Origin of the sequence: Knoellia sp. Soil729 (genome assembly GCF_001427985.1) — a bacterium.
Classification (GTDB): Bacteria; Actinomycetota; Actinomycetes; order Actinomycetales; family Dermatophilaceae; genus Knoellia.
The window spans coordinates 1-22940 of record NZ_LMSA01000005.1; the positions used below are offsets into that span (position 1 = coordinate 1).

The window sequence follows — 22940 nt, forward strand, 5'->3', positions numbered from 1 at the left end:
CACCAAGTACTCCGCCACCATCGACGCCTTCTCCACCGACGACCAGTTCCGCCGCATTCCAACCTCCCAAGTGACTCACACTCAGGTTGACAGGAAGGGGGCTCAGGAGTACTTCGACTCCTATGTGAAGAAGTACGGCGAGAACCCGTCCTACCTGCCGCCCAGCGCTTCAGCAGCCGGGCTCTCACTGCAGCTCGCAGTCGAGGCGGCCGACAGCCTCGATTCCGAGAAGGTCCGTCAGGCGCTGGTCGACCTGAAGGCCGACACCTTCTTCGGAATGATCGACTACACGGCGAAGGGCGACCCCAGCGGTCTGACCGGAGCGAACGTGAACCGCCCCATGCTGACCATTCAACTCGACGCCCAGGGCAAGCAGGTCGTCGTGGCTCCCAAGGAGGCAGCAAAGGCCGACATCGAGCCGCTGAAGCCTTGGAACGAGCGGTGACACGCGCGAACCCGACCACGGCGCGAGCGGAGTAGGAACGTGCATACTCTCATCCAAGTCATCATCGACGGCGTCATACTCGGTGGCTTCTATGCCCTTATGGCCCAAGGCCTGTCCCTGATCTTCGGCATCATGCGGGTCATCAACCTCGCGCACGGGGAGTTCTTGATCCTCGGTGCCTACATGGCATGGGTGGCCCAAGAGTACCTGGGTCTGGATGTGCTGATGACACTGCCGCTGCTGATCGCCCTCGGTTTCGGATTCGGCTGGGTCGTCTCGCGAGTGGTGATCATGCCGGTCCTAGAGCGACATGAGCTCATGCCTTTGCTGATCACGTTCGGCCTGGCATCGGTGATTGCGGGCCTGCTGACGGTCACTTTCACAACCACGCCCAAGGTGACCACGGCCGCCTACTCCGACTCGGTCATCAGCCTGCTCGACTACCGCGTATCGGTCAGCAAGGCCGTCATGCTCGTCGCAGCGCTAGTCCTGTTGACGATGCTCACGCTGTTCCTTAACCGGACAAAGAAGGGCAAGGCCATGAAGGCGACCGCCCAGAACCGGGAGGCGGCGCGGATCGTGGGCATCAACGTGACCCGCATGTACTGCTCTGCATTCGGCCTCGGCACTGCCGTCGCCTTCGCTGCTGGTGGGCTATTCAGCGTCACCCAGGGTTTCCATCCCTTCATGGGTGGGCTCTTCACCCTCAAGGCCTTCGTGATCGTGGTTCTCGGCGGCGGCGGACGCGTCAGCGGCACACTCGCTGCGGCGATGTTCGTCGGCATCATCGAGGCGGGTCTTAGTGGCTACGTCTCCAACATTGGCACGAGCCTAGGGACCGCCGCTGCATTCGTCCTGGTGGTCGTGGTCCTGGCGCTTCGACCGGAAGGTATCTCCCGACTAGGAGGGGTGAGGGCATGAGTACCGTTGTGCAGCCAGCCGAGGCCGAGCGCCGGATTCTCGCAGCTACGGCCCGTCCACGAAGAAAGGTAGTCAAATACCGCTCTCTCATCGTGCTGCTGCTCGCAGGTGTGGGCATGGGCCTAGTGCCGTACTCGGGACTGAACGACAGCGTCCTGCTCACTCTCAGCACGATGTTCATGTGGATCATCCTGTCCTCGAGTTGGAACTTCATTTCGGGCTTCACCGGGTATGTCGACTTCGGTCACGGCGTCTTCTTCGGGCTTGGCGGCTACGTGACGGGCCTGCTCGTCGTGAAGGCCGAGATGCCATTCGCGACAACTGTTCCCTTGGCTGCAGTCTTTGCCGCCGTCTTTGCCCTCCTCATCGGGTTTCCACTTCTGCGGCTTCGTGGGGTTTATTTCTCCATCGCGATGCTGGGCTCCTTCCTTGCCATGCGCGAGCTGGTGCTCATGGCCACGCCCCTGACTGAAGGTGCTCAGGGATTGGTGCTGCCGCCGGAGGTCAACCGCCTGTTCTTCTATTACCTCTTCCTGGGGGGGGCGGTGCTGATCGTGGCATTCGCCTGGTGGTTACGCCGGTCGCAGTTCGGGATGTCGCTGCTGGCCATCAAGGACGACGAGCGGGGGGCTGAGGCGAGAGGCATCAACACCACCCTGTTGAAGCTCACTGTCTTCTGCCTGTCCGCTGCCATCACGGGCGCGGTCGGAGCGTGCTGGGCCTACGAGATCACGTTCATCGACCCGGAGATCATGTTCCGTGACAGTTTCTTGATCAACGTCGCGTTGATGACGGTGCTCGGAGGACTCGGCACCGTCTGGGGCCCCGTGGTCGGGACGGTCCTCTTCCTTATGGTGCGAGACACCCTATGGGCCGAACAGGGGAACTCCTTTCTCGTGGTCTTCGGCGCCTTTCTCATCGCCATAGTGCTCTTCATGCCCGAAGGCATCGTCGGGACCGTGCAGCGCGGTGAGCGCACCGTTCTCGGTCGTCTGATCAACAGGGTGCGGCACCGCGGCGCCGGCGCGGCCGACGCAGACTCCCTCGAGACGGCAACAGCAGTGAGGAGTGTCCAATGACTACGTCGGCCACGTCTACTCCACCTCTGACCAAGGGTCAACAAGACCACTACATCCTCGAGGCGCGAGGTATAACCAAGAGCTTTGGTGGTGTCCGCGCGGTGCGCGAAGTTGACTTCTGCGTCGCGCCCGGCGAAATAGTCGGGCTGGTGGGGCCCAACGGATCGGGGAAATCGACCTTGCTGGGCTGCCTATCTCGAGACATCCCGGCCGACCGCGGCACCATCGAGTTCAACGGCGAGGACATCGGCGGACTGCGGACGATGCAGGTCGCGCGGCGGGGCATGGGACGCACCTTCCAGAACGTCCGTCTCTTTCCCGAGCTGACCGTGTGGGAGAACGCCCTCCTGGGCCGACAGTGGAAGGGTGTCGGGCTCGGCAAGCTCCTTCGACCCCCAGACGCAGCTACGAGGCAACGCGCCGGCGACCTCATCGACCTGATGGAGATCCCCCACCTGACCCACCTGTACGCCGGGAACATCTCGGGTGGCCAGATGAGGCTCGTCGAACTGGTTATGGCGATGATGTCAAGTCCAACTCTCGTCCTGCTGGACGAGGCGACGTCCGGGGTGAACCCGACGCTCATCGAGTCGCTGAAGCACTACGTCAAGGTGCTCAACGACGAGGAGAACGTGGCCTTCATCGTCGTCGAGCACAACATCGGATTCATATTCTCCATCGCCGACCGCATCGTCGTCTTGGACGACGGGCAACAGCTTGCCAATGGGACCCCCCACGAGATCAGCGAGAACAAGGAGGTCATTGATGCCTACCTCGGTGCCTGAGACCCACACCAAGGAATCCTCCATCGCGCCCGGCGAAGTGATGCTTGAGGCCGCGGGTGTCATCGCCGGCTACGGCGGGTTCGACATCCTGCACGGCATCGATCTGGAGGTACGCCGCGGCGAGATCGTCTCCGTCGTGGGCCCGAACGGTTCGGGTAAATCGACGGTGTTCAAGGCCATCTACGGCCTGATCAACGTTCGTCAGGGCATGGTCGTCTTCGAGGGCGAGAACGTCACTGCGATGGGGCCTCAAGAGCTCCTGAGAACCGGTATGGCCATGGTGCCTCAGCTGTCGACCGTCTTCCCCTCCCTCAACGTCTACGAAAACCTCGAGTTGGGGATGTACCTCGTCAGGGACAAAGCGCGCGTGAAAACTCGGATCGACGACATCTTCGACCTCTTCCCCCGGTTGGCCGACCGGCGCGCCCAGTACGCAGGCACTCTCTCTGGAGGCGAACGGCGCGCCCTCGAGATTGGCCGGTCTCTCATGTTGAACCCCCGCATGATCTTGATGGACGAGCCATCAGTTGGGCTGTCCCCCATCCTCACCAAGGAGATGTTCCAGCAGCTTCGTGAGTTGAGGGATACCGCAGGTATCACGTTCCTCCTCATCGAGCAGAATGCCCGCTCGGCCCTGGAGCTCGCTGATCGCGGCTACGTTATCCAGCGAGGACTTGTGAGCCATACGGGCACCGGCGAGGCCCTGCTGGGCGACGAGGAAGTCCGCCGGGCATTCCTCGGGGGCTGACGCCGAGACCTGGAGGGGCGGGGGTCTTCACCTCCGCCCCTCCATCCGGGTCAGCCCGTTCCAACCTCAAGGGCCGCCGGGCGGCGCTCGTGCCAGTCGGTGACCGACTGGAATGCCGCAGCGGCACGGAAGAGCACATCTTCTCGCCAGGGCGCGGCCGTGAGATGGGCGCCGATGGGCATGCCCGACTCCGGGTGGAATCCGCACGGGATGGAGATCGAGGGGCCGTGGTACATCGAGAAGCCGTAGGTGAACCGGGTGATCTCATGCGTGGTCCGGATCATCTCCGCCCCCTCCACGTGAGGCACGTCGACGGGGACTGTGGGTGTGAGGATGACATCGACATCGAGCAGCACGCGTTCCACCGCGCGCTGCCATCGACGTCGCCAGGCGACCGACACAGCCATGTCCCGGGCATCGACCCCGACCCCCAGCTGTAGCCGACGATGAACATCCTCCCCAAACAGTTGCGGCGCCTCCGCCAGACGCTGGGCGTGGAAGGACGCGACTTCGGGATAGAGGATCCGGAACATGTGACCCTGCGCCTCCTCCGCGCCGTCCAGTCGCACCGGAACGGTCTCGCCACCCTGCTTCGCAAGCATCTCGCCCACATCACGGACCGCTGCGGCGATGGCAGGGTCCACGTCATCGAAGAAGAACTCCCGGGGCACGCCGATTCGCAGTCCGTCGACACCGTCGTCCAGGCTCACGAGGACGTCCCGGCGGGGGCCGTCCTGGCTGCTCGGGTCATCGAAGTCGAACGCATCAATCTCGCTGAACACTGAGGCTGCCAGCCTGGCCGTGTGGGCCATGGGACCGACGGTGTCGAAGGCGAGACTCAAAGGGGTCACGCCGCGGTTGGAGATCCTTCCGAGCGTGGGACGCAACCCGACCAGACCGTTAACGGAGGCAGGGATGCGCACGGATCCACCAGTGTCGGTCCCTAAGGACGCATCTGCCATCCCGGCGGCCACCGCGACGGCCGAGCCACCACTGGACCCCCCGGGGATACGTGTCTGGTCCCACGCGTTGCGGCATGACCCCCAGTGCGCGTTCTGGGTAGTGGCGCCGAGTGCGAACTCGGCCAGGTTGACCTTGGCACTGGGGATGGCGCCCGCCTCCCGGAGCCGGGCGATCACGAAGGCGTCCTCCTCGGGGACTCGCTCCCGAAAGAAGTCCGAGCCCGCAGTGGTGCGTGTCCCCCGCGTGTCGATATTGTCCTTGACCGCCACCAGCATGCCGGCGAGCGGGGAACGTGGAGCGCCCGCTGCGGATGCCGCCATCTGACTCGCAACCTCGGCACGGACCTCATCGTCCATGCGGGTGATGACGGCCCTGAGCACAGAATCCCACGCGTCGACACGACTCAAACACCCCTCCGCGTGTAAGACCATGTCTTCGTCGGGGTCGATCATCGGTTGTACCTCCATAGCTCGAAAACGGTCATTCCGCCTGGCGTCAACTAACCTCTGAGGTATCGGAGCTCCGCTACCTAAGCGCAGGCGCTCGGGTGCATTCCCGATTGACAGGGAATCCTCTGACATTTACCTTGGTGGGTCAAGAGCAAGTCCACGAAAGGCGGAAGACCCGCCCTTGGGAGTGCAGATGCAGATCGGCCTGTTCCTGACCAACCAACAGCCCCTGGGCACCGACCAGGTTCGAGCACTGGACGAGCAGCTCGAACTAGTGCGGACTGCGCGCGACGCTGGGTGGGATGCCGTGTTCGCCGGCCAGCACTACCTGAGCGAGTCACTGACCCACATCCAGCCACTGCCCTACCTCGCCAGACTGTCGAGCGAGGCCGGGGACATGCGGATCGGGCTCGGCATCCTCCTGCTGGCCCTTCAGAACCCACTCGACGTGGCAGAGAACTTCGCTTCGCTCGACGTCGTCACTGGAGGTCGGCTAACCCTCGGGGTCGGCTTGGGTTACAGGGACGTCGAGTACGACGCCTTCGCCATAGGTAGAACGGGCAGGGTCGCCAGATTCGAGGCCAACCTCGACATCGTGCTGCGGCTGTGGGCTGGCGAGGAGGTGGACGCCGACCTCCCCTGGTGCCGGCTCTCCTCGGCCAGGCTGAACCTCTTGCCCGTCCAGCAGCCACGTCCACCTCTGTGGATGGCTGCCAACAGCGACGGTGCGGTGCGACGGGCCGCCCGACTGGCAGACGCCTGGATGGTCAACCCGCACGCCACGGTATCAACTATCCGTCGACAGGTGGACCTCTACCGCGAAACCCGCTCTGAGGCGGGCACCGGAGCCGGAGCAGGGTTGCCGGTGATGCGTGAGATCTTCTGCGGCAAGGATCGCGCGACCGCCGTCGAACGCGCAGCGCCCTACCTGGCCGAGAAGTATCGGACCTACGCAAGGTGGGGTCAGGACAAGGTGATGCCCGGGGACGAGTCCTTCGATATCGCGTACGAGGAGTTGGCACAGCAACGTTTCATCGTCGGCTCACCCGAAGACTGCCTAGAGGCGCTGCTCCCCTGGCGGGACGAGGTGGGTGCGGATGCCTTAATCTTCCGAACGCACTGGGCGGGGATGCCGCTGGACAGCGCTCGGGACTCGGTCAACCTCCTTGCCCAGGAGGTCGTCCCGGTTCTCAAAGGCCACGCAGGTTGACACGCCCGGACGGCATACTCACGATCACGCTGGCATTGAGGCCGTCGCAGCGCTCACGAAGCAAACGACGTTCCATCCGTTCAACAACGAAGTCAAAAGGAGCCCGATGGCCGACTCAGTCGCCAAAAAACCGCTCGAGGTAGCGGCCATCCTGCCGCATGTCGGTGTGGCCGATGCACTGTCGGTGAAAAAGGTACTGCCAGCGTACGAACAGGTTGCCGAGCAACTGCGCCAGCTCATCCTCACAGGAGAACTGGCACCCGGGGACCGCCTTCCGGTCGAAGGCGAGCTGTGCGCCATCTTCGGCGTTAGCCGCAGCACCATCCGGGAGGCGCTACGCGTGCTGGCCGCACGAGACCTCGTGCACACCGCCCGAGGGACGACCGGAGGCACGTTCGTGTCCAGGACTGACGCCAAGAAGGTGAGCCAGTACCTTGAGACCAGCCTCGGGCTGATGTCCGGGGCTGATGCGATCACCGTGGCAGAGATCCTCGAGGCTCGGGAACTCGTCGAGGTGCCGGCGGCCAGACTCGCAGCTAGCCGAGCCACACCCGAGCAGATCGAGGCAATGCGGGAGGCACTGGACCGCGAGGTCGCCAGCATGGGACGTGGGCTCAAGTTCCGCGAACACCGCAACTTCCACGGCATCGTGGTCGAGGCGGCCGGCAACGGACTACTCAAGATCATGAACGACCCCGTGTTCAAGGTCCTCCAAGCAAAGTTCCTGCGTCCAGACGTCGAATCCACGTTCTGGCACACGGTCGACTCCGAGCACACCGCCATCCTCGAGTTCATCGCTCAAGGAAACGGGGACGCGGCCGCCCAAGCGATGCTTGACCACCTGTTCACACTGCGGGCACTCTATCAAGATCCGGAGACGTGATCGATTAGTCAGAACTTTAAGCGGACGCCCGAATCGACCACGATCCGGGCGTTTTTTGCGCAAGTGCGACCTTGACGTATATATGTCTGATGTTTATGCTTGTCTTCTCATGTCGACGAGTAAAGGGAGTACAGATGACCAAGGTTGATGGCTGGCGGGGCCGCTTCTACGAGGACTTCGAAATCGGGGACATCTACCAGCACCCCCTCGGGCGCACCATCACGGACAACGACAACACGTGGTTCACGTTGCTGACCATGAACACCAGCCAGATGCACTTCAACACTGAGTACGCAGCGCGTTCCGAGTTCAAGCGGCCCATCGTCGTCTCGACCCTGACCGTGGCCATTGCTGTGGGGCAGAGCGTCACCGACCTCACCCAGAACGCCTTTGCCAATCTCGGGTGGGACGACATCCGCATGACACACCCGGTCTTTGCCGGCGACACGCTCTGGAGCGAGTCACTTGTTACCGAGAAGCGCGAGTCGGGCTCGCGACCCCAGGCAGGCATTGTCACGGTCAAGACCCGCACCCTTAACCAGGACGGCAAGGAAGTTTGCTCCTTCTTCCGCACCTTCTACGTCTACAAGCGCGGAGCCGAACAGCTAGAAGGGCTCTTTCCCCAAGGCGAAGTCCCGCTGGCTGTCGAGGCCTCGAGAGCCAGTTGACACCCCCGAAACGCAACAGGACGGAAGCCCATGAGACCGCTTGAGGATTTGCGCATCATCGCCATCGAACAGTACGGCGCGGGGCCATGGGGAAGCGTGCACCTGGCCGATCTCGGTGCGGAGGTGATCAAGATCGAGGACCCGCGCTTCGGCGGAGACGTCGGCCGCTACGTTCCGCCCTACGGCGAGGACGAGGACTCCCTGTTCTTCGAGGCCTTCAACCGCAACAAGCGAAGCCTGTCCCTGGACCTATCCACTCCTGGAGGCCGTCGAGTCTTCGAGGATCTTGTGAAGGTCTCTGACGCCGTGTACTCCAATCTGCGCGGGGACGTCCCAGCGAAGATGGGGATCACGTACGACGATCTAAAACACCTCAACCCGGCCATCGTGTGCTGCTCACTCACTGGCTTCGGAATGACCGGCCCACGGCAGAAGGAACCTGGCTACGACTACGTCTTGCAAGGCCTCGCCGGCTGGATGGACTTGACCGGCGAACCTGGCGGACCACCGGCCAAGTCGGGCCTGTCCCTTGTGGACTACTCAGGAGGGTTCGTCGCCGCCATCGCGCTGCTGAGCGGGCTGCACGCCGCCAAGCGCGACGGCGTGGGCATGGACTGCGACGTCAGCCTGTACGACACGGCCATCTCCCTGCTCAACTACCCGGCGGCATGGCACCTCAACGAGGGCTTCACCCCCACTCGGACCGCCCACTCGGCGCACCCATCTCTCGTGCCGTTCCAAGCCTTCGAGGCAGCTGATGGCTGGCTGATCATCGGCTGCGCGAAGGAGAAGTTCTGGACCCGGTTGCTTGATGTGATCGACCATCCCGAGTGGGGCGACGACCCCCGGTTCAGGACGTTCGCGGACCGGCGAGTCCACAAAGACGCACTGATCCCGATGCTGGAGGAGGTGCTGTCGAAGCGCACGGTCGAGGACTGGCTTACTGATCTGTACGCCTCGGGTATCCCCTGCGCACCGATCAACGACGTCGAGCAAGCCCTGAAGGACGAGCACACAATCGCCCGCGGGCTCATCGTGAAGACCGAACATCCGCGCTTCGGGACGATCTCGCAGGTAGCCTCTCCCGTCCGCGTAGGCACAGAGGTCCCGGCCTACCGACGCGCTCCCCTCCGCAACGAGGACATGGCCTACGTCCTTTCGGAGATCACCTCGTACGACGAGCCCACCATCGCGGGGCTCGCCCGTGACGGCGCCTTTGGAGATCAGCACGGTCACACGCCGGACTCACCGGCATACGAAGTCCAAGGTGCCGCGCGCTGACTTCACCCGGCTCGCGCAGACCCAACCACGGCTACTGAAGGATCGACAATGCACTTTGAGTTCACCGACGACCAGAATGACTTCCGCGCCCTGCTTAGGGACTTCGTAGACCGTGAAGTGATTCCGGTTGCGCGCGAATGGGAACAGGCCGGGCGCTATCCCACGGAGATCGTCCAGGGCCTGGCTGACATGGGGCTCTTCGGCATCACGGTGCCGGAAGAGTACGGCGGCCTCGACCTGGACCCCGTCTCGTTCGCTCTGGTCTTCGAGGAGCTCTCTCGCGGCTGGATGGGTATCGCGGGCGTGCTCGGAAGCCACTCGCTCGCCTGCCGGCTGCTCAGCTTGCACGGCACCGACCAGCAGAAGAACAAGTATCTTCCCGAGCTTGCCACCGGTGTCCGTCGAACGGGCATCGCCCTCACCGAACCCGATGCCGGAACCGACTTGCAGGGCATCCGCACGACGGCCCGCCTCGAAGGTGACGAGTACGTCATCAATGGCACCAAGATGTGGATCACCAACGCCAGATACGCCAACCCACTGCCAGTTCTGGTCAAGACCGACCCCAGCGCCTCCCCGGCCCACAAGGGCATGAGCGTGCTGCTCGTCGAACAGGGCACGCCGGGGTTCAGCGTCCTGAAGGACATTCCCAAACTGGGATACAAAGGCACAGAGTCGTGCGAAGTCCTGTTCGAGGACGTCCGAGTGCCGGTCGAGAACCTGGTCGGCGGCGTCGAGGGTCGAGGCATGCAGCAAGTGCTCTCGGCGCTCGAGTGGGGACGTGTCAACATCGCGGCACGTTCCGTCGGGGTGGCACAGCGGGCATTCGACGAGGCATTGGCCTACTCGAAGGAGCGCAAGGCATTCAAGCAGCCCATCTCCGACTTCCAGGCCATCCAGCTCAAACTCGCCTCGATGGCCACCAACCTCCAGGCAGCCCGGCTGATGGCCTACTGGGCGGCCGACGCAGTCGCCCACGGGCGCGCGGACGGCCAGACAGGCATGGCCAAGATCTTCTGCTCGGATGTGGCACTCGAGGCCGCCATCGACTCCATGAAAGTGCACGGAGGATACGGGTTCTCGACCGAGTACGAGATCGAGCGCCTGTACCGCGACGCCCCGCTAATGAGTATCGGCGAGGGCACCAACGACGTGCTGCGCACCGTCGTGGCCAAGTCCCTCCTTCGCGGCGACACCAAGGTCGGATGACCAGATGCGAATTGCCCGCTCCTACCTCTACGTGCCGGGGAACGCTCCCGAGAAGCTGCCGAAAGCGGCTGCCAGCATCGCCGACGCGCTGATCATCGATCTAGAAGACGCAGTGCCGTGGTCAGGCAAGGCCGCAGCGCGCACCGAGGTTCGGCACTGGTTGTCCAAACAGACGGCCCCCACCAAGGAGCTTTGGGTTCGGATCAACTCAGGAGAGGCCGCCCTCGAAGATATTGCCGCACTGGAGGGAATCACCTCCCTGACCGGACTCGTCCTCGCCAAGGCGGGGAGTGCTGACGAAGTCCGCGGTATCGGGGAGGTACTGGCTACTCGGGGGCACGAAAATCTTCGACTGAGCCCCCTGCTCGAGACGCCTCGAGCGATCTTCGAGGCCCGCGAGATCGCTCGCCAACCCCAGGTGCTGCGACTGCAGATAGGGGAGTACGACCTCTGCGCCGAAGCCGGGATCACGCCAGGCAACAACGAGAACGAGGTGGCCGCGATCCGCACCCAAGTCGTGTTGGCCAGTTCCGAGGCGGGCATCCAACCGCCCGCGGCTCCGGTCTCCATAGAGATCAAGGACGTCGAGACGTTTCGCCGCTCTACCGAACGGTGTGCACGCCAAGGCTTCGTCGGGCGTGCGTGCATCCACCCGGCTCAGTTGGCGACGGTCCACGGTGTCTTCACACCGGATGCAGCTGCCGTAGATCGGGCGCTCTCTGTGCTTCGACTATACGACGAGCAGCTGAGCGCAGGCACGGGTGTCTTCATCGATGCCAACGGCCGACTGCTCGATGAGGCCGTGATCCGTCAGGCAAGGCGCACCCTTAGCTTGGCCAATGTGCCGCTTGCCGCACCGGTCAGGTCGTCGTGACCGCGGCCAGGACCGGTGGCATGTCAGAGGCAGATGCCTTCCAGCGTGCCGGCTACGGCGTCGGGAACATCGGTTTCGGCCTCCGGCCCGCGGTCGTCGTCGTTGACTTCCAGCATGCGTTCACTTCGTCAAGCTCTGTCACAGGCGGCGGCGAGCACATCAACGCCGCTGTCGAGAGGGCCACGGCGGTCCTCGCGTCTGCGCGAGCAGCTGCTGTGCCCATCATCCACACCTACGTGGCGTGGGCTAACGAAGCTGAGTTCGGACGATGGAAAATCCCCTCGCTACGCGAGGTCACACCGGGATCGTGGGGATCACAGATCGACCCGCGCGTCTGGGATCCAACCGATATATGCCTACTGAAGCGCTACCCGTCTGCATTCTTCGGCACGGATCTGAGCTCAACGCTGCAGATGCAGTCCATCGACACGGTCATCGTGATGGGGGCCGCCACGTCAGGGTGCGTTCGGGCCACCGTCGTCGACTCCTTCTCGCACGGATACCGCACGCAGGTGGTGTCTGACTGTTGCGGTGACCAGTCACCTGAGAGCCACGCGGCGAACCTTCGAGATGTTGGTCGTCGCTACGCCGACATCATCGACTCTGAGGCGGCGCTCACGTGGCTCACCAGCCTGCGCGGCGGCTCCCCCTTCGGAGCCGCCGCTCCGACGGACGGACTCACATAGCCAAGAAGTGCAAGTGCTCACCCACTCCAACACACGTGATCCCTTCGTGAGGCAGGCTGACGGGGGTAGGCCAAGCGGGCAGGCCTGGACGGCTTGGCGCCTCAACAACGCGAAGTGCCCCCGGCCGGAGGTGTTTCACCAGACGGGGCAACTGACGAAGCGCCTCTGGCCGGCAAGTGCGATCCGAGAAGTTGCACGAGAAGCTGCACGCCAGTTCAATTGCCCTAGTTGACCTGCGCTTATGTCTCTGTCTGAAAATCGGAAGGTCGACGGTTCGACCCCGTCCCTGGCCACCACCCCGAAACCGCTGGTCAGAGTCCTTTGACCAGCGGTTTTTTGTGCTGCGACGCTTCCCGTCGCGGGCTGGCCCTGCATGCCCCGCATTGCGTGATGACCCAGTGAATAGGGCCAGGATCTAGATTTCGTTGGGGTACTGACGATATACTGCTGATGCGTGCAAGTGTCACGCTGTTCAAAGGAGACCAGACGTGCAGTTCTATCGCGATGGCTACCGCCCGGGAGATCCCGACATCGTCCCCGCATCACCGACAGCACGAGAGCCAAGGACTCCCATCCCCGAGAAGGTCGACGTCCTCGTCGTTGGAACCGGCCCTGCGGGCACAGTGCTCGCCGCGCAGCTTGCGGTTTTCCCCGGCATCACCGCGGCCATCGTCGAGCGACGGGACGGCCCGCTGCTGGTCGGTCAGGCGGACGGCGTGGCCTGCCGGACCGTGGAGATGTTCCAGGCGTTCGGATTGGCCGACGTCCTGCTTCGGGAGGCTTATTGGGTCAACGAGGTCCGTTTCTGGGCCCCCTCGGAGGCCGACCGCTCACGGATCGTGCGCACCGGGTGGGTCGAGGACACCCCAGAAGGACTCAGTGAGTTCCCCCACGTCATCGTCAACCAGGCTCGCATGCAGCAGTTCCTCCTCGACCACATGGCCAAGTCGGCGTCGCGGCTCACACCCGACTACGGGATGGAGCTCATCGGACTCGAGGTAGGTTCCGGCGACCACCCGGTCACCGCGACCCTGCGCCGGACTCAGGGCACTGACGACACCGACGGTGAGACGGTCACGGTTCAGGCGAAGTACGTGGTGGGCTGCGACGGCGCCCGAAGCACGGTCCGCAAACTGATGGGCCGCACGATGAAGGGTGACGCGGCCAACCACGCGTGGGGCGTGATGGACGTCCTGGCGACCACCGACTTCCCGGACTGGCGCACGAAGAACGTCGTGCAGTCGGCGGGCAAGGGCAGCCTGCTGATGATCCCCCGCGAGGGGGGCAACATGGTCCGCTGCTACATCGACCTCGGCGAGGTTCTCGCTGATGGGTTTCAGGACGTGCGCTCCACACCCGTTGAGCGACTGGTCGAGGTGGCCAACGAGATCCTCCACCCGTACTGCGTCGAGGTGCAGGCGGTGGCCTGGTCATCTGTCTACGAGGTGGGCCAGCGAATCACCGACAAGTTTGACGACGTGCCCGACCACCCCTCCGACGACCCTGACCGCACACCGCGGATCTTCATCGCCGGCGACGCCTGCCACACCCACTCCGCCAAGGCCGGCCAAGGCATGAACGTCTCCATGCAGGATGCCTTCAACCTCGGCTGGAAGCTGGCCGCCGTCCTCGAAGGACGCTCGGATCCCACCCTGCTGTACACGTACTCGGCGGAGCGGCAGGCGGTCGCTCAGCAACTCATCGACTTCGACAAGTTCTGGTCCGCCTTCATCGCCCAGCCCACGATCGATCCCGCGCACCCCGAGCTTGGTGGCGTCAGCACCGAGGAGATGCAGACCGAGTTCGCCCGCCAAGGTCGCTACACCGCGGGGCTGGCCACCAAGTACAGCCCTTCCACGCTCACTGCGAGCAACGAGCACCAGTCATTGGCAGCCGGATTCGAGATCGGGACACGGTTCCACTCGGCCCCTGTCATCCGTCTCGCCGACGCGCGCCCGATGCAGCTCGGGCACGCGCAGCGGGCCGACGGCCGCTGGCGGATCTTCGCCTTCGGTGACGCCCATGGCGCCGGTCTCCTCGACCTCGCGACCTGGCTGGGCACCTCTGACGCGTCGCCGGTCGTGCGCTTCACGCCGAGCGGGGCAGACGTCGACAGCGTGATCGACGTCCATGCGGTCTTCCGATGCGGCAGCCACGACCTCGACATGTCCGGCCTGCCGCAGATGCTGGTGCCTCGCTCAGGACCGTTCGGGCTCCAGGACTGGGAGAAGGTCTGGGCCATCGATCCACGCAGCGACATCTTCATGGAGCGCGGCATCGATGCGGACGGCGCCATCGTGGTCGTGCGGCCGGACCAGTACGTCGCCCACGTGCTGCCGTTGGCGACCCGGGCGGAGCTCAGCGACTTCTTCTCGGGGTTCCTCACCGGGCAGCGGCCCCCGCAGGTCTCGTGATCAAGGCCTACAGCGCCAACCGCGCGGACACTGCGGGGAGCGTCGCGCTCGAGCCCCAGCGGCACACCGGCTACCTGATCCGCCGGGCCCAGCAGCGGCACGTCGAGGTCTGGATGCGCACGGTGTCCACCGCGATCTCCACGGTCCAGTACTCGATCCTGGTCGTCCTGGATCAGGGCGGCCCGATGAGCCAGCGCGAGCTCTGCGACGCCGTCGACCTGGATCGCTCAACCATCGCGGATCTGGTGGCGCGGATGGAACGACGCGACCTCATCGTGCGCCGCCCTGACCCCGCGGACGGACGGCGCAAGACCGTCAGCCTCACCTCCCACGGCACTACCGAGCGGTGGCGGCTCCAGCCACTCGTCGAGCTCGTCGAACAGACCCTCACCGGGTCGCTTCCGGACTCCTCCCGAGACGCACTGCGCGCGGCGCTGCGACAGATGCTCGATGGCTGAAACGCCCAACGGCCCACTTCCAAGGGCGTTGCGGGCCCGAGGTCGCGGCCTTGACCATGCGTTACGCGATCAGCGCAGGAGCGATGACGATGCGTTGGATCTGGTTGGTGCCCTCGTAGATCTGGCTGATCTTGGCTTCGCGCATCATCCGCTCGACCGGGAAGTCCTTGGTGTACCCCGCTCCCCCAACAGCTGGAGAGCATCGGTGGTGACCGACCAGCCCTCAAGGATGCCGGCGCGGTGGGTCGTATGGTCTTGCAGCTGCGTCCATCGATGGCGATCGTCTTGTTGCCGGCCCGGTGGAGCAGGTGCGCGGCGAGGAGCCCGGCTGGCGCGGCGCCGACGATGGCGACGGTCGTCCGTACTCATGGTTTATGTCGTGATACCGGGTCAGCCGGCGTGTTGGAAGACCTCGGTGTCGATGTCCGCTGCGGCGCCGGCGCCGTAGCGTGGCCCGTGGACGGTGTGCTCGTTGATGAGCTCGCCCGCAGCGAGGAGGACGTCCTGCGGGACGTCGACGGTCGCGGCGGCGCGGTCCTCGTGGAGGTGCTCGACGCTGCGCGTCCCGGGAATGGCGACGACGCACTCGTCCTGGGCGAGCACCCAGGCGAGGGCCAGCTGGGCCGTGGTGCACCCGGCGCCCTCGGCAAGTGCGCCGAGTTGATCAACGAGGGCGAGATTGGCCGCGTATCTCTCGCCCTGAAACCTCGGCATGCTGTGACGGAGGTCGCCCTCGGGCAGGGCTGCCACGTCGGGCGGGGTTGAGGTGAGGATGCCGCGGCCGAGCGGGCTGAACGCGACGAGGGCGATGCCGAGCTCACGACACGCGTCGAGCGTGCCGAGCTCGGGGTTGCGGGTCCAGAGGCTGAACTCGTTCTGCAGAGCCGCGATCGGGTGCACGGCGTGAGCACGGCGCAGGGTGGCGGCCGACACCTCCGACATGCCGATCTCGCGGACTAGCCCCTGGGCGACGAGGTCGGCCAGGGCACCGACGCTCTCCTCGATCGGGACGGCGGGGTCGATGCGGTGGAGGTAGTACAGGTCGATGACGGCGGTCCGGAGGCTGCGCAGCGCCTGCTCGGCCGTGGCGCGGATCGTCTCCGGGCGCCCGTCGATGACGCGCTTGCCGTCGACCCCGGTCATGCCGCACTTGCTCGCGAGGACGACCTCGTCGCGGCGCCCCGAACCCTCGAGGACACGGCCCACGAGCTCCTCGTTTGCCCCGAACCCGTAGAGGGCAGCGGTGTCCAGGTGGTCAACGCCCTCGTCCAGCGCGTCCCGGAGGAGGCGCTCGGCCTCCTGCGGGCTCGGCAACGGCTTGTAGACGTGGCTGAGGTTCATGCAGCCGAGCCCGATCGGGCTCACCGTGAGCGAGCCGATCCGACGAGGCTCTGCGACGACCTCGGCCGTCACTGGGCCTGCCCCGCCTGGGCGCTGGGCTGCTGCGCCAGCTGGCCCTCGAGGTCGGCCAGCGTCCGGTAGCAGGGCATGACCGCTGCGATGGAGGAGTTGGGCTCGCGCCCCTCGCGGATCGCTGCGACGAACTCGCGGTCCTGCAGCTCGATGCCGTCCATCGACACGTCGATGCCACTGACGTCGATCGGCTCCTCCTTGCCCGTCACGAGGTCGTCGTAGCGGGCGAGGTAAGTGCCGGTGTCACCGATGTAGCGGAAGAAGGTCCCCAGGGGCCCGTCGTTGTTGAACGACAGCGACAGGGTGCAGACCGCACCGGACTCGGCCAGGAGCTGGATCGACAGGTCCATGGCGATGCCGAGCTCGGCGTGGATCGGCCCCTGGATGGCGTTGGCGCGGATGACCGGGGAGCCCGTCTGGTAGGCGAACAGGTCCACCGTGTGCGCTGCGTGGTGCCACAGGAGGTGGTCGGTCCACGACCGGGGCTGACCCAGCGCGTTGAGGTTCTGGCGGCGGAAGAAGTAGGTCTGCACGTCCAGCTGCTGGATGTGGAACTCGTCGGCCTCGATGCGCCTGTGGATCCACTGGTGGCTCGGGTTGAAGCGACGGGTGTGACCGACCATCCCGACGAGGCCGGTCTGCTGCTGCAGCGCAAAGCAGGCCTCGGCGTCACCGAGGTTGTCGGCGAGCGGGATCTCGACCTGGACGTGCTTGCCGGCCTCAAGGACCAGCTGGGTCTGCTCGGCGTGCATCGGCGTCGGCGTCGCGAGGATGACCGCATCGACGTCGTCCATCGCGAGGACGTCATCGAGGCTGGCGACCGGGCGGCCGACGCCGTGCTCAGAGGCGAACTCGGTCGCCGACTCCAGGCTGGAGCTCACGACTGCCGCGACCTCGACACCGTCGATGCGCTTGAGGGCGTTGACGTGCTTGGCGCCGAAAGCACCTCCGCCGGCGAGGGCGACCTTGAGGGGCTGCTGGGTCATGTCACTCCTTCTCATGGGGGTGGTCGGACAGGATGAGGTGTCCGACCGCGGTGTTGGAGGCAGGCACGTGGTAGAAGCGGTGGTCGACCTCGATCTCACCGGTCCCGTCGATGTCGCTCATGGCGCCGCGGGCGATGAACCACATCACCATCTCGATGCCCTCGGAGCCGGCCTCCTCGACGTACTCGAGGTGAGGAGTCTGCGACAGCCCGGCCGGGTCCTCGATGAGCCGGTCGAGGAACTGGTTGTCCCACTCACGGTTGATGAGACCGGCACGCGGACCTTGGAGCTGGTGGCTCATCCCGCCCGTGCTCCAGACCTGCACCTTGATCGGCCGGTCGTAGGACTCGATGGCCCGACGCAGCGCCTGCCCGAGCTTGAAGCACCGCGCGCCCGAGGGCACCGGGTACTGGACGACGTTGACGTGGAACGGGATGACCTTGCATGGCCACTTGTCGACCTGGCCGAACATCAGCGACAGCGGCACGGTAAGGCCGTGGTCGACCGTCATCTCGTTGACCAGGGTGAGGTCGAAGTCCTCGCGGATGAGCGAGTGCGCGATGTGCGCGGCCAGCTCCGGGTCGCCCTCGATGCCGGGGACGGGACGGGGACCGTAGCCCTCGTCGGCCGCCGGGTAGCTCTCACCCGTCCCCAGGACGAAGGTCGGGATGATGGACAGGTCGAAGGCGGTGGCATGGTCGTTGTAGACGAGGAAGATGACATCGGGGAGGTTCTCCTGCTCCCAGGCCTTCGAGAACTCGTAACCGTCGAAGACGCGCTTCCAGTAGGGCTCCTCGTCCTTGCCGAAGTCGAGCGCCACCCCGATGGCCGGCACGTGCGACGTGAACACGGCACCGGTGATCTGCGCGTGCTGCTCCGGCGCCTGTTGGTCGGCCCCCGCAGCGGCAGCCTTCACGGCGTCGCCCATCGGGTCGGCCTGCGGCTGCGCCGGCTGGCTCTCGTCGGCGCGTTCCTGGTCGGCGATGCGGTTGCCCTCGATGGCACGCCCACCGTGGAGCATCAGGTCGCGGTAGTCCTCTTCGGACATGCCGGTCATCGATCCCGCCATCTGCTGGAAGGACAGGCCGAGGGTGGCACCCCACTTCGCCAGGAAGTAGATGTTCCCGCCGAGTCGGATGCACTCGTTGAGGTCCCGGTCCAGGACGGCCTGCTTCTGCTCCTCGCTCATCGGCCACTCATCGAGGTAGGCACGCTGGTCGGCGAGGAAGCGCTCACGGTTCTCGGCCTTCATGAGCGACATGCAGAACTGGTTGAGGTGGTAGCCCTTGGCTGACTGCTCCGCGTCGAAGATCGTCGTGCCAGGAACCTTTTGGTAGCTCTTGTCGAGTGCCATGGTCGTGCTCCAATCGAGGGGTTGCTAGAGCTCTTCGGGCCAGTAGAGGCGCATGGGGTTGTCGACCAAGAGGGCCTGCTGCTGCTCCGCCGTGGTCGCAATGCGGGGGATCCAGTCGACGAGCAGGCCGTCATCGGGCATGTGGTCGGTGAGGTTCGGGTGCGGCCAGTCGGTGCCCCACAGCACGCGGTCGGGGAACTCCTCGACGACGCGGCGGCCAAACGGGACGACGTCGCTGTATGCCGTCCGCTCCCCATCGAGCGCCGGTGGCCCGACCACGGTGAGACGCTCCGGGCAGGTGACCTTGCACCAGATGTCGTCCTTGGCGCGCAGGAGGTCGAGGAAGCCAGAGAACTCGGGCCCGTCGACGGGCTTGGTCACGTCGGGGCGCCCCATGTGGTCGACGACGAGCGGGACGGGAAGGCTGAGGAAGAAGTCAGCGAGCTCGGGCAGGTCATGGCTCTCGAAGTAGATGACGATGTGCCAGCCGAGCGGCGCGATGCGGTCGGCCACGTGCCTCAGGCCCTCCATGGGAAGGACGTCGACGAGGCGCTTGACGAAGTTGAACCGGACTCCGCGCACACCTGCCTCGTGGAGTCGGCGCAGCTCGTCGTCGCCCACATCCGGCCGGACAGTCGCGATGCCACGCGCCCTGCCGCCGGAGGCCTGGACGGCGTCGACCATGGCGGAGTTGTCAGCGCCGTGGCAGGTGGCCTGGACGATCACGTTGCGGTCAAAACCGAGGTGGTCGCGCAGCGCGAAGAGCTGGGCCTTGCTCGCGTCGCCCGGGGTGTACTTGCGCTCGGGCGCGAAGGGGAACTCCGCCCCGGGACCGAAGACGTGGCAGTGGGCGTCGACGGCACCCGCCGGCAGGACGAACGTGGGCTTGCTCGGACCGTCGTACCAGTCGAGCCATCCCGGTGTCTTCACGAACTGTGTGGTCATCGTCAGTCCTCGTACCGCAGACCGAGAGCGGCGAGCGGCTCACGCATCTCGTACAGGTCGAGGCCGAGAGTGCCCCCAGCGAACGTCGCGCGCTTGCCCTCCTCGTTGGCCTCACGCTTCGCCGCGGCCTCGAGGACCTCGAGCAGGCGCTCCTGAGGCACCACGACCACACCGTCGACGTCGGCGACGACGACGTCACCGGGGCGGACGAAGGCGTTGGCCAGGACGACCGGAATGTTCACGGAACCGAGCGTGGCCTTGATCGTGCCCTTGGCGTTGATCGCTCGGCTGAAGACGGGGAACTCCATCTCCTCCAGGTCTGCGACGTCACGCACCCCCCCGTCGATCACCAGTCCACGACAGCCCCGTGCGCGAAGCGAGGTGGCGAGAAGGTCGCCGAAGAACCCGTCCTCACACTCGGTCGTGCAGGCGGCGACGAGGACGTCGCCCTCCTGCACCTGCTCAGCCGCGACATGGAGCATCCAGTTGTCACCGGGCTGGAGGAGGACCGTGACGGCGGGACCGCAGAGACGCGCGCCCGCATACACCGGCCGGATGTAGGGCCGCATGAGTCCGACTCGGCCCATCGCCTCGTGGACCGTTGCGACGCCGAAGGCGCTGAGCCGCTCGACCAGGTCCGGGTCGGGTCGTTCGACCTTGGTGTGCACGACACCGATTTCACTGTGCTGCATCGTCTTCTGGCTCCCTTCGCTCAACGGCCCTGGCCGGTGAGGATCGCGTCGAGGCGCGGGTACACGCGACGGGCGTTGCCGGCATACACCGCTGTTCGTTCTTCGTCGGAGAGGTGCGGGGTGGCATCCAGATAGCGCTTCGTGTCGTCGAAGTGGTGGCCGGTGCGGGAGTCGATGCCGCGGACGGCGCCGACCATCTCGCTGGCGAAGAGGATGGACTCGGTCGGGATCACCTGGGTGAGCAGGTCGATGCCGGGCTGGTGGTAGACGCAGGTGTCGAAGGAGACGTTGCGGAGGAGCTGCTCGGCATGGTCTGCCTTGCCCAACATGTCGGCGAGGCCGCGGAAACGACCCCAGTGGTAGGGCGCGGCTCCGCCACCGTGCGGGATGACGAGCTGGAGGTCCGGGAAGTCGTCGAAGAGGTCGCCGTGCACCAGCTGCATGAACGCCGTCGTGTCCGCGTTGAGGTAGTGGGCGCCGGTGGTGTGGAACGCCGGGTTGCAGGACGTGCTCACGTGGATCATCGCCGGGACGCCCAGCTCACTGAGGGCCTCGTAGACGGGGTACCAGCTCCGGTCCGTGAGCGGCGGGCTGTCCCAGTGGCCACCGGAGGGGTCGGGATTGAGGTTGACGACGACGGCGCCAAGCTCCTGCACGGCACGACGCAGCTCGGGGATCACGGTGGCCGGCTCGACACCGGGCGACTGCGGGAGCATCGCACCCATGGCGAACCGCTCCGGGAAGAGGGCAGCGACGCGGTGGACGAGGTCGTTGCAGAGGCGGGACCACGCCTGCGAGACGGCGTAGTCGCCGATGTGATGGGCCATGAAGCTCGCGCGGGGGCTGAACACCGTGAGGTCACACCCGCGCTCGTCCATGAGGCGGAGCTGGTTGGCCTCGATGCTCTGGCGGATCTCGTCGTCCGAGATGACGAGGTCAGCCGGGTCGGGCGCCTCGGTCGAGTCGTCGAACGCGGCGACCTGGCGCTTGCGCCAGTCCTCGAGCTGGGACGGGGCCGTCGTGTAGTGGCCGTGGGCGTCGATGATCATGGGGTACTGGGCTCCATTCCATGACGTCGAACGAGGTCGACGAGGCCCGATCCGGCGAGATCCGTACCGGCCAGGTGGCCGAGGTGCTGCAGTGCGGAAGCGCCGTCCTCCGGCCGCTTCGAGGCGGTGAGGACGCCGCCGGTGAACGTGGTGCGGATGGCCGCGTCGCCCGGGAGCGGGCCGACGACCTGGACCCCGTCGAGGCCCTGGAGCTCGCTGCGCTGCTGCACGCCGAGGGTGACCTGGCGCTGGGCGACGAGGGCGCCGACGGGGACGCCCGGCTGGGCGCGGACGAGCCGGTCGCGGAGCGTGTCGGCCAGTCCCCACTGCTCGAAGAGCCGCAGGAGCCCGTCCCCGCTCGGACCCGTCGAGTACCCGATCGCGGCCGCGGCCTCCAGGGCTTCGCGCAGGTCCTGGGCGGAGGTGAGCGGCGGCTCGGGTGCGCCGGTGGGGACGGCGAGGACTGCTTCGGCGGTGAAGAGCGCCACGACGCTCGGGCGCACGTGCCCCTCGTCGACGAGGCGATGGATCGCGTCGGCGGCGAGGACGACCAGGTCTGCCGACTCGCCCGAGCGGATGCGTTCGGCGACGACGACGCCACCGGCGGACTCCAGCTCGACGGGCGGCAGCCCCGCCAGGACACCGGGCGCCGCGAGCTCCTCGAGCACCGCCCGGGTCGCCATCGAGGTCAGCATCTGCAGGGCGACCATCACTGGCCCTCGGGAGTGGACTTCAGCGCCTCGATGACGCTGAGGAGGTGGGCATGCATGGCCTTGGTCGCCCGGTCCGGGTCACCTGCGACGACCGCGTTGATGATCTCGAGGTGCTCGATGATTGACTGGCGGGGCCGTCCGTCGCGTTGGGACAACCGGAACCGGTGCCGCACGAGCTGACCGTTGAGCCGGTCCAGGACGTCTGCAGCGACTGGCTGATGCCCGACGTCGCGGACGAGCTTGTGCAGGGCGAGGTTGAGCTGGCCGTAGCGCGTGCCGTCGCCGCGCCCGACCGCAGTCTCCATCTCGGCGCCGATCTCGAGGAGCTGGCGGCACTCGTCCTTCGTGGCGCGCTCAGCCGCCTTGCCGGCCAACAGGCCCTCGAGCATCATCCGGACCTCGGTGATGGCGACTGCCTCGTCGATCGAGACGACCCGGACGCGGGAACCGCGATTGGGGACACGCTCGACAAGACCTTCCGCCGACAGGTCGATCAGGGCGGCACGGATGCTCCCGCGGGTCACGGCGTACTGCTCGGCGAGCTCCTGCTCCACGAGCCGCTGCGCCGGGGCAAGGTCACCGCGCGACACGGCGAGCTTGAGTGCGTCATAGGCGACCTGCTTGCCCTGCGCACCCGACAGTGCCCTGGTGGCCTGTGTCGTCACGATTGCTCCTGAATCTCGGTCAATACTTCTGTCCGCAAGGACCGGGCAAC

General features: G+C 65.7%; 23 protein-coding genes, 1 tRNA gene and 2 pseudogenes. 15 read left to right on the forward strand and 11 right to left on the reverse strand.

Translation table 11 applies throughout. The features are described 5' to 3' along the window. From ASG74_RS14895 to ASG74_RS14915, 5 genes are all read left to right on the forward strand, one after another. A partial coding sequence (locus ASG74_RS14895; RefSeq protein ID WP_156465432.1) for an ABC transporter substrate-binding protein occupies positions 1-445 on the forward strand: 445 nt, incomplete at its 5' end. 39 nt (positions 446-484) lie between these two features. Continuing rightward, entirely contained in the window at positions 485-1366 is an 882-nt protein-coding gene (locus ASG74_RS14900; RefSeq protein WP_056145382.1) for a branched-chain amino acid ABC transporter permease, read from the forward strand. Next, positions 1363-2445, forward strand: coding sequence for a branched-chain amino acid ABC transporter permease (locus tag ASG74_RS14905; RefSeq protein ID WP_082569807.1), 1083 nt, complete (start codon positions 1363-1365; stop codon positions 2443-2445). Before ASG74_RS14900 ends, ASG74_RS14905 begins: the two co-directional genes overlap by 4 nt. Next, entirely contained in the window at positions 2442-3230 is a 789-nt protein-coding gene (locus ASG74_RS14910) for an ABC transporter ATP-binding protein (RefSeq protein ID WP_082569808.1), read from the forward strand. Before ASG74_RS14905 ends, ASG74_RS14910 begins: the two co-directional genes overlap by 4 nt. Further along, positions 3211-3978: an ABC transporter ATP-binding protein gene (locus ASG74_RS14915; RefSeq protein WP_200942637.1), complete on the forward strand. Its 768-nt coding sequence runs from the start codon at positions 3211-3213 to the stop codon at positions 3976-3978. Before ASG74_RS14910 ends, ASG74_RS14915 begins: the two co-directional genes overlap by 20 nt. A 50-nt stretch (positions 3979-4028) precedes the next feature. On the opposite strand, the gene ASG74_RS14920 is transcribed toward ASG74_RS14915, so the two are convergent. Beyond that, the gene (locus ASG74_RS14920) at positions 4029-5393 is read right to left on the reverse strand and encodes an amidase (RefSeq protein ID WP_162252814.1); all 1365 of its coding nucleotides are present in this window, start codon (positions 5391-5393) and stop codon (positions 4029-4031) included. 190 nt (positions 5394-5583) lie between these two features. Between ASG74_RS14920 and ASG74_RS14925 the strand changes: the two genes are divergently transcribed. From ASG74_RS14925 to ASG74_RS14965, 10 genes are all read left to right on the forward strand, one after another. Then, complete coding sequence (locus ASG74_RS14925; protein WP_056145688.1) at positions 5584-6600, forward strand: LLM class flavin-dependent oxidoreductase; 1017 nt, start codon at positions 5584-5586, stop codon at positions 6598-6600. 106 nt (positions 6601-6706) lie between these two features. Then, positions 6707-7483 (forward strand): FadR/GntR family transcriptional regulator, encoded by a 777-nt coding sequence (locus tag ASG74_RS14930; RefSeq protein WP_082569810.1) that lies wholly within the window; start codon positions 6707-6709, stop codon positions 7481-7483. 134 nt (positions 7484-7617) lie between these two features. Beyond that, entirely contained in the window at positions 7618-8151 is a 534-nt protein-coding gene (locus ASG74_RS14935) for a MaoC family dehydratase (protein ID WP_056145396.1), read from the forward strand. A gap of 30 nt (positions 8152-8181) precedes the next feature. Further along, positions 8182-9432, forward strand: a complete 1251-nt coding sequence (locus ASG74_RS14940) for a CaiB/BaiF CoA transferase family protein (RefSeq protein ID WP_056145398.1) — start codon at positions 8182-8184, stop codon at positions 9430-9432. A 48-nt stretch (positions 9433-9480) separates the two neighbouring features. Further along, positions 9481-10641, forward strand: a complete 1161-nt coding sequence (locus ASG74_RS14945; protein WP_056145401.1) for an acyl-CoA dehydrogenase family protein — start codon at positions 9481-9483, stop codon at positions 10639-10641. Positions 10642-10645: 4 nt separating this feature from the next. After that, positions 10646-11515: an HpcH/HpaI aldolase/citrate lyase family protein gene (locus ASG74_RS14950; protein WP_056145405.1), complete on the forward strand. Its 870-nt coding sequence runs from the start codon at positions 10646-10648 to the stop codon at positions 11513-11515. Positions 11516-11535: 20 nt separating this feature from the next. After that, a complete protein-coding gene (locus tag ASG74_RS17005) occupies positions 11536-12201 on the forward strand; it encodes an isochorismatase family protein (protein WP_082569811.1) in 666 nt (221 codons plus the stop codon). Between the two features lie 227 nt (positions 12202-12428). After that, positions 12429-12497 (forward strand) — tRNA-Phe (locus tag ASG74_RS17280). Positions 12498-12689: 192 nt separating this feature from the next. After that, complete coding sequence (locus ASG74_RS14960; RefSeq protein WP_056145411.1) at positions 12690-14615, forward strand: FAD-dependent monooxygenase; 1926 nt, start codon at positions 12690-12692, stop codon at positions 14613-14615. Then, entirely contained in the window at positions 14612-15073 is a 462-nt protein-coding gene (locus tag ASG74_RS14965) for a MarR family winged helix-turn-helix transcriptional regulator (protein WP_056145415.1), read from the forward strand. Before ASG74_RS14960 ends, ASG74_RS14965 begins: the two co-directional genes overlap by 4 nt. Positions 15074-15134: 61 nt before the next feature. On the opposite strand, the pseudogene ASG74_RS17010 reads toward ASG74_RS14965, so the two are convergent. From ASG74_RS17010 to ASG74_RS15005, 10 genes and pseudogenes are all read right to left on the reverse strand, one after another. Beyond that, positions 15135-15286 (reverse strand): annotated as a pseudogene (locus ASG74_RS17010) (acyl-CoA dehydrogenase family protein); the annotation flags it as partial. 86 nt (positions 15287-15372) lie between these two features. Next, a pseudogene (locus ASG74_RS17915) lies at positions 15373-15420 on the reverse strand (hypothetical protein); the annotation flags it as partial. A gap of 43 nt (positions 15421-15463) precedes the next feature. Continuing rightward, positions 15464-16486 (reverse strand): aldo/keto reductase, encoded by a 1023-nt coding sequence (locus ASG74_RS14970; protein ID WP_235499027.1) that lies wholly within the window; start codon positions 16484-16486, stop codon positions 15464-15466. Continuing rightward, the gene (locus ASG74_RS14975; protein WP_056145418.1) at positions 16483-17472 is read right to left on the reverse strand and encodes a Gfo/Idh/MocA family oxidoreductase; all 990 of its coding nucleotides are present in this window, start codon (positions 17470-17472) and stop codon (positions 16483-16485) included. The genes ASG74_RS14970 and ASG74_RS14975 overlap by 4 nt, the downstream gene beginning before the upstream one ends. 1 nt (position 17473) lies before the next feature. After that, positions 17474-18826, reverse strand: coding sequence for a protocatechuate 4,5-dioxygenase subunit alpha (ligA, locus tag ASG74_RS14980; RefSeq protein WP_056145421.1), 1353 nt, complete (start codon positions 18824-18826; stop codon positions 17474-17476). Between the two features lie 24 nt (positions 18827-18850). Then, the gene (locus ASG74_RS14985; RefSeq protein ID WP_056145424.1) at positions 18851-19771 is read right to left on the reverse strand and encodes an amidohydrolase family protein; all 921 of its coding nucleotides are present in this window, start codon (positions 19769-19771) and stop codon (positions 18851-18853) included. A gap of 2 nt (positions 19772-19773) precedes the next feature. Continuing rightward, positions 19774-20463 (reverse strand): 4-carboxy-4-hydroxy-2-oxoadipate aldolase/oxaloacetate decarboxylase, encoded by a 690-nt coding sequence (ligK, locus tag ASG74_RS14990; protein WP_056145427.1) that lies wholly within the window; start codon positions 20461-20463, stop codon positions 19774-19776. Between the two features lie 20 nt (positions 20464-20483). After that, entirely contained in the window at positions 20484-21512 is a 1029-nt protein-coding gene (locus ASG74_RS14995) for an amidohydrolase family protein (protein WP_056145430.1), read from the reverse strand. Beyond that, positions 21509-22222 carry a substrate-binding domain-containing protein gene (locus ASG74_RS15000; RefSeq protein ID WP_156465433.1) on the reverse strand — a complete coding sequence of 238 codons (714 nt, stop codon included), beginning with the start codon at positions 22220-22222 and terminating at the stop codon, positions 21509-21511. The genes ASG74_RS14995 and ASG74_RS15000 overlap by 4 nt, the downstream gene beginning before the upstream one ends. Beyond that, positions 22222-22890, reverse strand: a complete 669-nt coding sequence (locus ASG74_RS15005; RefSeq protein ID WP_056145434.1) for a GntR family transcriptional regulator — start codon at positions 22888-22890, stop codon at positions 22222-22224. Before ASG74_RS15005 ends, ASG74_RS15000 begins: the two co-directional genes overlap by 1 nt. Between the last annotated feature and the right edge of the window lie 50 nt (positions 22891-22940).

Excerpts from the sequence above, each read along its gene's own strand:
- ASG74_RS14975 (WP_056145418.1), bottom strand. The coding sequence starts at position 17,472 with ATGACCCAGCAGCCCCTCAAGGTCGCCCTCGCCGGCGGAGGTGCTTTC.
- ASG74_RS14940 (WP_056145398.1), top strand. The coding sequence starts at position 8,182 with ATGAGACCGCTTGAGGATTTGCGCATCATCGCCATCGAACAGTACGGC.
- ASG74_RS14935 (WP_056145396.1), top strand. The coding sequence starts at position 7,618 with ATGACCAAGGTTGATGGCTGGCGGGGCCGCTTCTACGAGGACTTCGAA.
- ASG74_RS14905 (WP_082569807.1), top strand. The coding sequence starts at position 1,363 with ATGAGTACCGTTGTGCAGCCAGCCGAGGCCGAGCGCCGGATTCTCGCA.
- ASG74_RS14950 (WP_056145405.1), top strand. The coding sequence starts at position 10,646 with ATGCGAATTGCCCGCTCCTACCTCTACGTGCCGGGGAACGCTCCCGAG.
- ligA (WP_056145421.1), bottom strand. The coding sequence starts at position 18,826 with ATGGCACTCGACAAGAGCTACCAAAAGGTTCCTGGCACGACGATCTTC.
- ASG74_RS17005 (WP_082569811.1), top strand. The coding sequence starts at position 11,536 with ATGTCAGAGGCAGATGCCTTCCAGCGTGCCGGCTACGGCGTCGGGAAC.
- ligK (WP_056145427.1), bottom strand. The coding sequence starts at position 20,463 with ATGCAGCACAGTGAAATCGGTGTCGTGCACACCAAGGTCGAACGACCC.
- ASG74_RS15000 (WP_156465433.1), bottom strand. The coding sequence starts at position 22,222 with ATGGTCGCCCTGCAGATGCTGACCTCGATGGCGACCCGGGCGGTGCTC.
- ASG74_RS14910 (WP_082569808.1), top strand. The coding sequence starts at position 2,442 with ATGACTACGTCGGCCACGTCTACTCCACCTCTGACCAAGGGTCAACAA.
- ASG74_RS14915 (WP_200942637.1), top strand. The coding sequence starts at position 3,211 with ATGCCTACCTCGGTGCCTGAGACCCACACCAAGGAATCCTCCATCGCG.
- ASG74_RS14930 (WP_082569810.1), top strand. The coding sequence starts at position 6,707 with ATGGCCGACTCAGTCGCCAAAAAACCGCTCGAGGTAGCGGCCATCCTG.
- ASG74_RS14985 (WP_056145424.1), bottom strand. The coding sequence starts at position 19,771 with ATGACCACACAGTTCGTGAAGACACCGGGATGGCTCGACTGGTACGAC.
- ASG74_RS14995 (WP_056145430.1), bottom strand. The coding sequence starts at position 21,512 with ATGATCATCGACGCCCACGGCCACTACACGACGGCCCCGTCCCAGCTC.
- ASG74_RS14945 (WP_056145401.1), top strand. The coding sequence starts at position 9,481 with ATGCACTTTGAGTTCACCGACGACCAGAATGACTTCCGCGCCCTGCTT.
- ASG74_RS14920 (WP_162252814.1), bottom strand. The coding sequence starts at position 5,393 with ATGATCGACCCCGACGAAGACATGGTCTTACACGCGGAGGGGTGTTTG.
- ASG74_RS14925 (WP_056145688.1), top strand. The coding sequence starts at position 5,584 with ATGCAGATCGGCCTGTTCCTGACCAACCAACAGCCCCTGGGCACCGAC.